The sequence below is a fragment of the Acinetobacter qingfengensis genome (genome assembly GCF_008693185.1).
GTDB classification, from domain to species: Bacteria; Pseudomonadota; Gammaproteobacteria; order Pseudomonadales; family Moraxellaceae; genus Acinetobacter; species Acinetobacter qingfengensis.
On record NZ_VXKN01000004.1, the window covers coordinates 66,857 to 80,133 of the forward strand.

Annotated in this window: 11 protein-coding genes; 2 read left to right on the top strand and 9 right to left on the bottom strand. The window is 39.1% G+C overall.

From position 1 onward, the window contains the following. Nucleotides 1-308 precede the first annotated feature (308 nt). The gene (gene pap / locus F4V57_RS06650; RefSeq protein WP_070069042.1) at nt 309-1,739 is read left to right on the top strand and encodes a polyphosphate:AMP phosphotransferase; all 1,431 of its coding nucleotides are present in this window, start codon (nt 309-311) and stop codon (nt 1,737-1,739) included. Nucleotides 1,740-1,854: 115 nt separating this feature from the next. On the opposite strand, the gene F4V57_RS06655 is transcribed toward pap, so the two are convergent. Further along, nucleotides 1,855-2,868 (bottom strand): ABC transporter substrate-binding protein, encoded by a 1,014-nt coding sequence (locus F4V57_RS06655; RefSeq protein WP_081409157.1) that lies wholly within the window; start codon nt 2,866-2,868, stop codon nt 1,855-1,857. Between the two features lie 411 nt (nt 2,869-3,279). On the opposite strand from F4V57_RS06655, the gene F4V57_RS06660 reads away from it, so the two are divergent. Continuing rightward, complete coding sequence (locus F4V57_RS06660) at nt 3,280-5,841, top strand: TonB-dependent receptor plug domain-containing protein (protein WP_070070318.1); 2,562 nt, start codon at nt 3,280-3,282, stop codon at nt 5,839-5,841. An 85-nt stretch (nt 5,842-5,926) separates the two neighbouring features. On the opposite strand, the gene F4V57_RS06665 is transcribed toward F4V57_RS06660, so the two are convergent. From F4V57_RS06665 to F4V57_RS06700, 8 genes are all read right to left on the bottom strand, one after another. Further along, a complete protein-coding gene (locus F4V57_RS06665; RefSeq protein WP_070070317.1) occupies nt 5,927-6,976 on the bottom strand; it encodes an LLM class flavin-dependent oxidoreductase in 1,050 nt (349 codons plus the stop codon). Between the two features lie 41 nt (nt 6,977-7,017). After that, a complete protein-coding gene (locus F4V57_RS06670; protein ID WP_070070316.1) occupies nt 7,018-8,199 on the bottom strand; it encodes an aminotransferase class V-fold PLP-dependent enzyme in 1,182 nt (393 codons plus the stop codon). Between the two features lie 266 nt (nt 8,200-8,465). After that, entirely contained in the window at nt 8,466-9,254 is a 789-nt protein-coding gene (locus F4V57_RS06675; protein ID WP_070070315.1) for an amino acid ABC transporter ATP-binding protein, read from the bottom strand. Next, entirely contained in the window at nt 9,244-10,161 is a 918-nt protein-coding gene (locus F4V57_RS06680) for an amino acid ABC transporter permease (protein WP_070070314.1), read from the bottom strand. Before F4V57_RS06680 ends, F4V57_RS06675 begins: the two co-directional genes overlap by 11 nt. Next, nucleotides 10,158-10,706 carry a GNAT family N-acetyltransferase gene (locus F4V57_RS06685; protein ID WP_070070313.1) on the bottom strand — a complete coding sequence of 183 codons (549 nt, stop codon included), beginning with the start codon at nt 10,704-10,706 and terminating at the stop codon, nt 10,158-10,160. The genes F4V57_RS06680 and F4V57_RS06685 overlap by 4 nt, the downstream gene beginning before the upstream one ends. 2 nt (nt 10,707-10,708) lie before the next feature. Beyond that, on the bottom strand, nt 10,709-10,945 hold the full coding sequence (locus F4V57_RS06690) for a hypothetical protein (protein WP_070070312.1): 237 nt from the start codon (nt 10,943-10,945) through the stop codon (nt 10,709-10,711). After that, complete coding sequence (locus F4V57_RS06695) at nt 10,938-11,939, bottom strand: ABC transporter substrate-binding protein (protein WP_081409237.1); 1,002 nt, start codon at nt 11,937-11,939, stop codon at nt 10,938-10,940. The genes F4V57_RS06690 and F4V57_RS06695 overlap by 8 nt, the downstream gene beginning before the upstream one ends. Then, nucleotides 11,926-13,269, bottom strand: coding sequence for an LLM class flavin-dependent oxidoreductase (locus tag F4V57_RS06700; protein ID WP_070070311.1), 1,344 nt, complete (start codon nt 13,267-13,269; stop codon nt 11,926-11,928). Before F4V57_RS06700 ends, F4V57_RS06695 begins: the two co-directional genes overlap by 14 nt. Between the last annotated feature and the right edge of the window lie 8 nt (nt 13,270-13,277).

Consider the following 13,277-nt stretch of genomic DNA (forward strand, 5'->3'; position numbering starts at 1 on the left):
ACGATTATCCCTAAAATGATCAATCAAATCATCCATGAAACATGACGATGAAGTTCAGATTTCAATCAGACTTATTATAAGCCATAACTTTAAATATTGATCATTGCTGATTTAGAGCGTATTAAGAATTAATCACATATTAAATTTAAGCCTCAAATACAGAATTTTTCTCATTTTTCATTGCAAAGATTAAATTTCAACACGCGCTGGTTGTCATTCACCGATTCAATAAAAAGTATTTACAAAGCATAAATATATAGCGCAGTATAACTGTAACATACAAAATAACCAGCAATACGGATGAATACATGCACAATAATGAAACCGATGATTTTGTTTTAAGAGATGAAAATCAACTTTCTGTCGATTTAATTGAGGCACAGTATCAACTCAGGGCAAATCGTGGCGGTATAGAAGGTAAAAGTCTGTTAATCCTACTTAGTGGTATTGAGCTTGCTGGTAAAGGGGAAGCAGTACAACAGCTTAGAGAATGGGTTGATCCACGATACTTGATTGTGAAGGCAGATGTACCCCATTTATTAACTGCAGAACAACCATCATGGCAACCTTATGCAAACTTTATTCCCAAACAGGGACAAATGACTTTGCTATTCGGCAATTGGTATAGTGATGCGCTCACTACGGCATTACATATTTCAGCTCCAATTTCTGAAGCACAATTTCAAAGTTATGTAGATGGTATGCGCGCTTTTGAACAGGATTTGTGTGCCAATCATGTTCATGTAATCAAAATCTGGATTGATTTATCATGGAAAGCACTACAGAAACGTTTGGATAAACTGGATCCAAGTGAACAGAAATGGCAACAACTGCATGGATTGGACTGGCGCAGCAAAGCACAATATGACAATTTACAAAAAATCAGACAACACTTTACCGATGACTGGATTGTGATTGACGGTGAAAACGGTACCATGCGTGACCAGCGTTTTGCTCAACATATTTTACAGGCGTTAAAAACACCATTGGCAGAGATTATGCCAGCACCAATCACAGGTCACTGGCAAAAAGCCAAGATTCCCGAAGTATTATTAAAGGTTCCGGATGATGCACTGGATAAGACAGATTATAAGGCACAACTTCAGGAATTAACCAAAAAAGTTGCACGTGCCATGCGGAAGGATAATCGTAATATCGTCATTGTCTTTGAAGGAATGGATGCCGCAGGTAAAGGTGGTGCCATTAAGCGTATTGTCAAAAAACTTGATCCCAGAGAATATGAAATTCATACCATTGCCGCACCAGAACCTCATGAGTTAAGTCGCCCTTATCTCTGGCGATTCTGGACTAAAATTCCGACACATGGGGGCATTACCATATTTGACCGTTCATGGTATGGACGTGTACTGGTGGAACGACTGGAAGGTTTTGCCAAACCACATGAATGGAAACGTGCCTATGGAGAAATTAACCGTTTTGAGCAAAATCTGACTCGGCATAATACTGTGTTGATTAAATTTTGGTTGGCGATAGATAAAGATGAACAGGAAAAACGCTTTATTGCCCGTGAAAATACTCCACATAAACGTTTTAAAATTACCGATGAAGACTGGCGTAATCGACAGAAATGGGAGCAATATCTTCAGGCTGCTGCAGATATGTTTGCCCATACTGACACACATGCCGCACCGTGGCATATTGTTGCGACCAACGATAAATATATTGCCAGATTAACAATTTTGCAGAAAATACTCGATCAATTAAAAGCAGCACAATAATAAATCAAGCGACCTGATCGATATACTTGGGTCGCTTTATCCATCAAAAATCAATGGAAAAATATCAATTTATCCGCTGTATTTTCATTAAATATGCATGAAACTGTTGGAAGACTTATTGATTTTCAACAGGTGGATTAATACTGGATGTTGATAGAGCATCATCCTGTAATCCCCAGCGAGAAAATACCTGTTTATATTCTCCTGATGTGATGACTCCATTTAGCGAACTTTGCACTGCATTCGCAAAACCAGTGCCTTTTTTTAGCGCTACAGCCACGGTCCAGATGCCATTAAGACGTCCGACTTGTTTGATTTTGACACCGTTTAATTGTTGCCAGCGACCAGCGACATTTGGAATGACCAGAGCATCTACACGTCCAGATTGTAAGGCTAAAGATGCTGCTGCACTATCTTCAAGATAGATAGGCTGTGCTGGTACTAAGCCTTTTTTCTTGTTATCAGCAATCCATGCCAGTAATAATTTTTCTTGATTGGTGCCAGAACCTACAACAATTTTTAAACCAGAAATATCATCAGGTCCTGTGATAGCCTCAATTTTACTATTTTGTTTAACATAGAATGCCAAAGTATCCTTTCTATAGCTGACCAGATCATATTTTTGTAAGCGTTCTTCTCTTACAGCAATATTACTGAGTACCGCATCAAATTTACCGGAAACCAGTCCCAGAGGCCAGTTTTCCCAAGTGGTTGGGACAATTTTTAATTGTAAACCCAGACTGTCTGCAATCAATCGGGCAATGTCAATTTCTGCACCAATATAGGTTTTATTATCCGCAGCCAAAACCAGTAGTGGTGGAGCAGAAATGGATGGAACGGCAACGGTTAAATAACCTGCCTCAACCAGTTTAAAATGATCTGGGATCAGTTGAATGGCTTTAGGATTAGGTTGTGTGTGAATCGCTGGAGTATTCTGATCCAGAATAGATTGTTCTTTTGCAAGAGAATCTGATGTTGCCGTGTCGAGAGTGGTTGAAGATTGACTGGTTTGAATCGTAGCTTTCTGATCAGTTGTTGTTGAATTTGATTTTTCTTGATTACACCCATTTAAATTTATATCTATAACAAGTATTAACCCGACCAGTAGATTTTTTTTATTGCACCACATAGATAAATTTTCCTGATTTAATTTTTAAGATTGATTTAACTCTATACAGTATGACTAATCATGTTTTGCATTAAATTGTATGCCATGATCTTTCTGAATACGTGTTTTCATCTTCTTAATTATTTCGTATTAAACAGATTTTTATTGTAGAAATGAAATATTAAAAAAATCTTTGAATATTCAAAAATAGTAAATAAAAATATGATTAACTTATATTAAAAATTGCTTTATGTGCTTAAGATTTTATATTTGTATCTAAATTTATTTATAAGAATTTTTATCATAAGGAATTAATTTTTTCATATTTAATTATGTCATAAAAGTCTTATATATTCCATTTCCTCGGGGTTACCCAGTTAATTAATTTTTAAATTCAATTTCCGTATTATAACATCACTGAGGAAGCGATTAATGTTACAGGAAAAATTAACACAACCAGATTCTAAATTATGGCATTTCAAAATATCACAATTACATCAGGCCATTATTCTGGTATTGAGTTGTGGGGTTGCAAGCGTATTATATGCTGCTGAGGATACAAGTAATACATCAGTACCTACTGAAGATAAGGATGTCAAGCAACTGGAAAGTGTTGTTGTTGTTGGAAATCGTGGTGGGATTCGTACTGTAACAGAAAGTCCCGCACCCGTAGATATCATTAGTGGTGAGCAGTTGCTTAAACAGGGCAATAGTGTGGCATTACAGGATATTTTGGCCAAGCTGATTCCATCTTTTAAAGTGGATACCATTAAAAGCTGGACCAATTCGTATAGTGCTGTTGCTCGTTCGGCAGGGTTACGTAGTTTTGGTGGTGGTCATACTTTGGTTTTGGTCAATGGTAAGCGGCGGCATGTCGGTGCGCAATATGTAACCAATGGCTCAATCATTGAAGGTTATCAAGCGGCTGATTTGAATTTGATTCCGATCAGTGCCATTGCCAGAATCGAAGTATTACGGGATGGGGCTGCGGCTCAATATGGTTCTGATGCAATTTCAGGGGTTATAAACATTGTATTAAAATCGACTGATCATGGCGGGAGTTTAACCAGCACCTATGGTGGGCGTGCGCATTATTCCGATCATGAAAAGCAAAATGGTGAAACTTATCAAACCAATGGCGATTTTGGCTTACCTTTGGGACAAGAGGGTTTTATTCATTTCGCTTATGATTACAAAAATCAAGATGCAGTAACTCGTGCTGCGGCAGCTTCAGGTCAATTCTATTCAACAATTAATGGTCAGCCTGACCCTCGTGAAACAACAATTGATAGATGGAACTATCGTGCAGGTATTCCTTCTGTTGAGGCACTTAACCTTGCGTATAATGCTGAACTTCCTTTAACTGACCAAGCAATCTTGTATTCAAATAGCACCGCAGGGTGGCGCAAGGCTGTGACTGGACTGGGGTTTAGGCGTGCAAACTCCATTTATATTGTTGATGAGATTTATCCTGATGGTGTAGCACCAATAATGAAGTTGGATGAATCTGATTTCCAAACTGTTTGGGGCATAAAAGGTGATCAACTGTGGGGCTGGAGTTGGGATATCAGTACATCTTATGGAAAAAATATTTTAGATACAACAACCACGGATAACATCAATGCATCATTGGGAACAAATAGCCCAACCAATTTCGGTTTACAAAAATATGAGGCATATCAATGGGTCAATAATCTTGATTTTAAAAAATCCTTTGATATTGGCTTAGGCGTTAATCCATTAAGTGTGGCTTGGGGTTTGGACTACCGCAAGGAGGGCTGGTCGATTAAAGCAACAGATGCTTTGGCTTATGCAGATGGTGGCTATGTATTTAATTCAGGTGATAATGCTGGTACTAAGGCTAACGTTGGTTTAATTGGAGTTGCACTGGTTCAACCAGATGATGAGGCCGATATTGATCGTAGCAATACTGCGGCGTATCTCGATCTTGGTCTGGATGCTACACAAAATTGGTTTGTGGGATTGGCAGGTCGTTTTGAACATTATGACGATAGCTCTGGCAATACTTTTAATGGAAAATTAACCAGTCGTTATGCTATTACGCCTAATTTGGCTGTAAGAGGAACAGTAAGTAGTGGTTTTGTTGCTCCGTCCTTGGTACAGCAGGGTTATGGTACTACAACAGTTGGATATGGGCCGGATGTGAATGGGATTTATGCTAACCGAAAAAGTAAACTGGTTCGACCTGATGCTACTTTGGCGCAAGCACTTGGAGCAGAAGAGCTTAAGCCCACAAAATCAAAGAATTATTCATTAGGGCTAACCTTCAGTCCATTCGATAAATTTAATATTGCAATAGATGCTTATCGTATTGATTTAAAAGATCGTATTGCACAAACATCTGCATTATCTGGTAGCGGTGTCAGTGCCATTCTGGCTGCCAATGGATTCTCAGATATACAAACGGTACAGTATTTTGCTAATTTGTTTGATACTCAAACTACAGGTGTGGATGTAGTAATTGATTATACGCAGCAATTACAAAACTATGGAAGGCTGCGCTGGAATCTTGGCTTTAATTATAATGAAACCAAAATTACAGGTATTGCTGATAATCCAGAAGAATTACAAGGTATTAACGTTAATCGTGTGGGACGTGCTGCAATTGGGGCTGTAACTGTAGCAAATCCAAAAACCAAGCTTACTTTGGGTACAAATTGGCAATATCAAAAATTTGATATTAATACTCGATTATCACGCTATGGTAGTGTTATTTCCAGAGGTGCAACAGCTGCAACAGATTCTTATTATGGTGCAAAATGGATTGTTGATGTGGATGCAACTTATCATCTCACAGATAATTTGTCGGTTACGTTGGGTGCAGATAATTTATTCAATACCTATCCTGATGAAACGACATCGGCAGTGATTCTTGCAAGTGGAGACATTAGTGGTGGGTCGAAATATCCAAATATTTCACCGTTTGGAAGTTATGGTGGATATTACTATGGTCGTATAAGTTATCGGTTTTAAATTGTATAATTGTCAAAATGAAATAACTCATCTTTTGATTAAGATGAGTTATTAGGGAATAAACAGAAAATAAAATTTTTTAAATTCAAGCTGTTTTTTTATCGCCCTGATAAATTGTCGGTTTCCAGCCTAATTGAGGTGCAATCAGAGTAATAAAATCCGTAATAATTTGAGCATACTGTATTACGTTAAATTCATAGGGTAATTCCAGACGTAGTTCTTCAACTTGTTGTAATACTGGATCATTGAATAATTTTTCCAGAATTTGATCTGCATGACCAATAATATCTTCAGAAAATAAAGTACGACGCTCTCCTTGAGGAGATAAGGTACGTTGATAGCGACTTGCAGCAAAATCTTGATAATAGCGTTGGGTTGATTGATCGGCATGATCAAATGGGATAATAACCCGCCCAGCAGCTATTCTGGATTTATGAGTATGATGTTGATTTAAATTTTGCCGATAAAGTGCAAGCTGGCGTAATTGTGCTGTGTAATAATCGTCCGTATCTTCACCTGAGGTTAAATTTCCAATCAGTAAATTTAACTGATTTTCTCCTGCCCAACGTGCAGAACGTAATGATCCACCGCCATACCAGAGCCGTTCGGTCAAACCTTTGGCATACGGTTGTAACCGTGGACGTTGCCGATTACCCGGAGATTCAATCCATGTGTCGGGATCTCCTAAATAGCGACCGCTCAAATTATCAATCAATCGTTGTACACGCTGGTAAGAAAAATCCTGTTGTTGCCAGTGCTGATCAAATACATGTTCTGCAATTAATTCTGCATGTAGAGGTTTACCGGTACTTAGTCCAACATTAAGTCGCCCATGAGAGAGAACATCAACTGTTGATAAATCTTCAGCCAGACGAAAAGGACTTTCATACCCTAGTTGGATAACTGCTGTCCCTAGTTCTATTTTATGAGTACGTTGTGTTGCCGCAGCCAAAAAAGTCGCAGAAGAAGAAATGCCATGTTCCAGATGTCGTTGTCTGACCCATGCACCGTTATAACCCAATTGTTCTCCTAATTCAAAAAGCTGGAGTGTTTGTTCCAAACCCTTCACTGGATGATCATCGGGATAATTACCTGGAATAAGAAAAGAAATATGTTTAATATTAAGTTTTGACATGTTTAGAATTTATCCTGCTTTATTTTAAGTTGCTTGGTGTGCTAAACCGAAACAGTAGCGTGCTGAATAGCTTTTACATGGGGTTGTAAAAGGGCAGACAGCGTTGTTAATATCTGTTCAATATCTTGCTCGGTGGTATAGGCACCAAAGCTAAAACGTACTGTATGCCCAGCTAGATGCTCTGAAACTCCCAAGGCATTTAATACATGTGAAGGTGCTGCTTGGTGTGAATTACATGCTGAGCCACTGGAAACAGCAGCAATTTTTTTGATGCTATGAATAATGGAAACAGCACGTTCACTGGAAAAACTAACATTTAAATAATTGGCAACATGTTGTTCAGGATGCCCATTTAATTTAATCGGTGTTAATGTCTGTAAATCATTAAGCAGTTTTTTTCTCAGTTTGCTGATGCGTTGTTGTTCTTCTGCCCATTTAAGATTTGCCAATCGACAGGCTTCACCCATTCCTACAATTTGATGCGTGGCCAGTGTACCTGAGCGTAAACCTTGTTCATGACCGCCACCATGAATTTGTGTTTTTAAATTTTTTTGTATGTCATGACGAACATACAATGCGCCAATCCCTTTAGGTCCATAGATTTTATGGGCGGATAAACTCATTAAATCGACATGTAATGCCTGAACATCAATGGCAGTTTTACCGACTGCCTGTGCTGCATCAACATGGAAGAGGATATGATGCTGATGCGCTAAATTTCCTATAGATTGAATATCGGTTAAGGTGCCAATTTCATTATTGACCATCATCAATGAAATTAGAATGGTATTGGGCTGAATGGCATTTTTTACCTGTTGTGGGTGAATGATTCCAGTTTGTGGCTCAGGCTGTAAATACGTCACTTGAAACCCCTGGCTTTCCAGCTCTGCACAGGTGTCTAAAATGGCTTTATGTTCTATTTTGCTGGTAATAATATGTTTATTCTGATTTTTATAACGATCTACAATGCCTTTTAATGCCAAATTGTTTGATTCCGTGGCACCGGATGTCCAGATAATTTCTTTAGGTTGAGCATGAATTAAATTTGCAACGTGTTTTCTGGCTGCTTTTACAAGTTTTCCAGCATCCAAACCATAATGGTGTGATAATGAAGCAGGATTACCAAAATCGCCGTCTATGGACAAACATCGAATAATTGCCTCGGAAATTTCAGGTAATATGGGGGTGGTTGCTGCATAATCTAGGTAAATTAATCTTGTCATTGTTCGTACTATAATAAAAATAAGGTGGTATGATTATAATGGAGCCAACGTATTTTATTTATATGGATTTAATCATAGGTTATGAATAATTTTTTTCAGATTAATTTATTAAAAATATATCAATAATTTAAAATAAGTAATAATGTCAAATATAGATATTATTTTTATTGATATTGAAATAAAAAATGCAAGAGTATTTATTGGTAATGATTTTCTTGATGATTAACAATATAAAACTCTCACAAAAATTTAATTCCATTAAAGGATTATAAAACACGAGATAAGAAATTCTTCGTCCGTTCCTCTTTAGGGTTTTCCAGCATTTGCTGAACATTGCCTTGTTCAATAATTTTACCTTGATCCATAAACACAACATGATCAGCAACTTCACGGGCAAAACCAATTTCGTGGGTAACAATAACCATGGTCGTTCCCAGTTTTGCCAGATTTTTGATCACACTCAGCACTTCACCCACCAATTCAGGATCAAGTGCAGATGTTGGTTCATCAAATAAAATGACTTTGGGATCCAGTGCCAAAGCTCTGGCAATCGCAACACGTTGTTGTTGTCCTCCAGAAAGTTGTTTGGGCCATGCTTCGGCTTTTTCTCTGAGCCCAACCAGTCCTAGTAGTTGATTGGCTTTTAAAATCGCTTGATCTTTATTGAGCTTTTTATGTGCCAATGGTGCTTCAATAATATTCTGTAAAACATTTAAATGAGGAAATAAATTAAAATTCTGGAAAACATAACCTACCGATTTACGCTGTTTCAGAATGTCTCGTTCTTTCAATTCATAAAGTTTGTTGCCTTCTTTCCGATAACCAATGAATTCATCGTCAATCTGAATAAAACCGCCATCGACACGTTCCAGATGATTAATAGTACGTAATAATGTGGATTTTCCCGATCCTGATGGACCAATAATTACCGTTACTGAACCGGCAGGAATATCAAGAGAGATATCCTGCAATGCAGTGTGTGCACCATAATTTTTGAAAACGTGATTAATTTGAATATGTCCGATCGCATGTTGTGCTGTTTGATTAACTGTCATAACCTGCTCCTACACGCTGTTGCGGCGAAAGATTTTTGGTTTTACGAAAGAAAGAAAAATGATTGATTGCAGAGCGGCGTTCGCCTTTTGCCAGAATTTTTTCGATATACCATTGCACAATCGAAAATACACTGGTCACAATGATGTACCAGACCGCAGCGACCATGAGAAGCGGAATAACTTCCTGATTACGGTTATAAATCATTTGTACGGTATAAAATAATTCAGGCATGGCTAGAACGTAGACAATAGATGTTCCTTTGGATAAACCCACACATTCATTGATAATGGCTGGAATAATGCTACGAATAGATTGTGGCAAGATAATTCGTGTGGTTCTACGCCACCATGAAAGCCCCAGTGCTGCTGCGGCTTCAAATTGACCATGATCAACAGATAGAATTCCACCTCGTATTACTTCAGCCGTATAAGCGCTTTGTACAATTACCAGTCCAACCAGCGCAGTGGAGAATTGATCCAGTGCATTGATGGTTTTGAACTGGGCGAAGTTTTGATTGGTGAAAGGAATGCCAACCGAAATATATTCATACAAATAGGAAAAATTATACAAAATAATTAGAACTAGCAATAACGGTAGTGATCTAAACATCCAGATATAGACCCATGCCAATGATCTGACCAACCATGAAGAAGATAATCGCATCATGGCAACAATTGTGCCGAGGATCAGGCTAAAAATAATTGACCAAAACGTGAGTTTTAATGTCATGAGTAAGCCGTTAAGGATTGCTGGGTCAAGAAACCATTGTCTAAAGACCGGCCAACCCCAATTTTTATTTGAAAAAATAGATTCCGCAACGACAGCTATAATTAATAGTGAGAGCGCTACACCGATATATCGCCATGGATGACGTGCCGGAATAATTTTATATTGGTCTGAACTCATGCGATTTCCTCTTGTTTTAATATTTTCCTAAAAGGAAGTCCACCATGAAGTGGTGCGCCGATATATTTTTCAAAGTTAAAATCTGGTGTTAATTCAAATTGGGGTTCATAACCCAGACTAAGATATAATTTAACTGCCGGAATTTGTTTAAAGCCTGTGGTCAGAAAGATTTTGTTATATCCAGCCTGCAAAGCTTGTTTTTCAAGTTCTTTGACAACTTTTGCAGCCAGACCCTGCTTGCGCAAATTACGATGTGACCAGATCCGTTTTAATTCTGCGGTTTCATCGTCATAACGTTTATATGCACCCATGGCAATGACTTCATCATCCCGTTTCAATACGATAAACAGTCCCGTTGGCGGCAAATATTTTTCAGCCGCTTCATATCGTTCACGATCATGATGTTCTTTACGTTCGGCAGCAGCCTCAGCTCCTTTACTTGCAAAAAAATCACCATAAATTTCTTCATATTCAGCAAATAGGTGGTCAAGTAAAGGTTGTGCTTCTGGTGCATCAACAGACATCTGGATAAATTTTTCCTTCATAATTACCTCTTATTTCCCTGAACCGATGGATTGAAGCTTGGTTTTGGCATTGCCTGTTTGTGTAAATGACAGTAGTGCAATGTCTGGTGGGAATTTTTTAAAATAATGACGTCATCAATCGCACGTGTAACTTCATTAACCAGACAGGTTGCTTGCTCTGTATTTAGAGTGATGGCATCTGATGCGATCAATGTCAGACTGTTGACATAGCCTATCTGAATTTTTTTGATGTTAATCACCAAGACCCGGAGGATTGATCTGCGACTCCGTCACGGCTTCGGCCTGCGTTCCCCAACGCTGTAAAACTTTTTGGTATTCACCGTTTTTAATGACACCATTTAATGCAACCTGTACAGCGTCAACCAGCCCATTTCCTTTTTTAATGGTTACACCGAGTTCAGCCGGACGGTTTCCACCTCCCAAGGCGGTACCTGCCAATCGAATTTTTACACCGTTAGCAGCTTGCCATGCATAAGCGACGTTGGGGCCAAACAGGGCATCTACACGTCCAGATTGCAGTGCCAGACTTGCAGAGGCACTATCGTCATAATAAAGTGCTTGTCCCGGCGTCAGACCTTTTCTTTTATTGTCTTCAATCCAGTCCAGTAGTACTTTTTCCTGATTGGTGCCGGAGCCAACAATGATTTTAAGTCCAGAGATATCATCAGGACCTTTGATTTCCTTAATTTTGCTATTGCTTGCAACATAAAATGCCAATACATCACGGCGATAGGTGGCGAAGTCAAATTTTTTCTTACGATCTTTGGTCACCGTGACATTGGTAATGGCTGCATCGTATTTACCGCTACTAACACCCAAAGGCCAGTCCTCCCATGATGTTTGAACGATTTTGAGTTTTAAGCCCAGACTATCGGCAATCAGACGGGCAATATCGATCTCTGTACCCACATAGGTTTTATTATCTGGCCCAAGAACGCTTAATGGCGGCGCACCAGCGATGGCTGCTACAGTAAAATAGCCCGGATTGACAAATTTAAAATCTTTCGGAATTTTACGAATTGCTTCAGGGTTTTGTGGAGCATTAATGGGCGTAAGATTGGCTTGTAGTTTGGCCAGCTCTTTACTATAAAAATCACTTTTTGCTGCATCACTGGCAGCAGCAGTTGTACCGCTGGCTGCCTGTGCTGAAGTATTTTCTTTACCACATCCGCCCAGACTGATGCCAAGAGCAATGATCAGGCTGATTGTTAAGAGTTTTTTATCCAACTGCATGAACGGTATCCTTTTTAGACTGTTCAAATTGATTTGTCGGATGTTTTAATCCAAAACTAGAACGTAAGGTTGTACCCGGATATTCAGTTCGATAAAGTCCTCGCTGTTGTAATAACGGAACAACTTTTTCAATAAAGGTATCCAGTGTCGTAGGTGTGGCACCGGCGATAATAAAACCGTCTGCGGCTTCTTCTTTTATCCATAGTTCCAGTTTATCTGCGACTTGTTCAACCGTACCTGCAAAGGGTGGACGTGGTGTTGCAGATTCAAGAGCAACCTGACGTAAAGTTAAATGTTGTTCTTTGGCTTTGCGTTTAATTTCATCCGTACCGCTTTTGAAGCTATTTTCGCCCAAAGTACCTAATTCCGGAAAAGGTGCATCCAGATCATATTGAGAAAAATCATGGTGTTCGAAGAAACGTCCCAGATAATTTAAAGCATCTTCAATGGTAACCAATGCGGCAGTTTCTTGATATTGGCGTTCTACATCTTCCGCAGATTCACCAATTAATACACCAATTCCCTGAAAAATCAGTAAATCATTTGTATGCCGGCCATTTTTAATGACTTGTTGTTTTACATCCTGATAAAAGGATTGTGCTTCTTCAAGGGTGTTTTGATGCGTGAAAATCGCATCGGCATGTTTGGCTGCCAATGCTCGACCTGCACCAGATGCACCTGCCTGAAACAGGATCGGACGCTCTTGTGGTGTACGACCAACATTTAATGGGCCTGCAACTTCAAAGTGTTTGCCTTTATGATTCAAAGTATGAAGCTTATTACGATCAAAAAATTGTCCGGTTTGCTTATTGCGCACAAAGGCATCTTTTTCCCATGAATCCCACAGTCCTTTGGCGACGTCCAAATATTCATCGGCGATTTCATAGCGCAGACTATGTTCCGGATGTTGTTTACGAGTGTGATTCTTTGCAGTGCCTTCAAGGGGGGTTGTGACCACATTCCAACCAGCACGACCTCCACTTAAGTGATCTAGGCTGGCAAATTGCCGAGCAATGGTAAAAGGTTCGCTATAAGAGGTCGAAACGGTTCCCACCAATCCAATATTATTGGTGACACTAGCCAATGCCGAAAGCAAAGTAAGTGGTTCAAACCGATTGAGAAAATGCGGAATAGACTTTTCGTTGATATATAGACCATCGGCAACAAACACAAAGTCAAATTTTGCCTGTTCTGCCTTGATAGCGACATCCTTGGCAAATTCAAAATTAATGCTGGCATCGACCACAGCTTCGGGATGACGCCATGCTGACATATTGCCGTTAGCACCGTGTAAGATTGTGCCGAGTCGAATTTGTTTATTATTACTCATTGTTGACC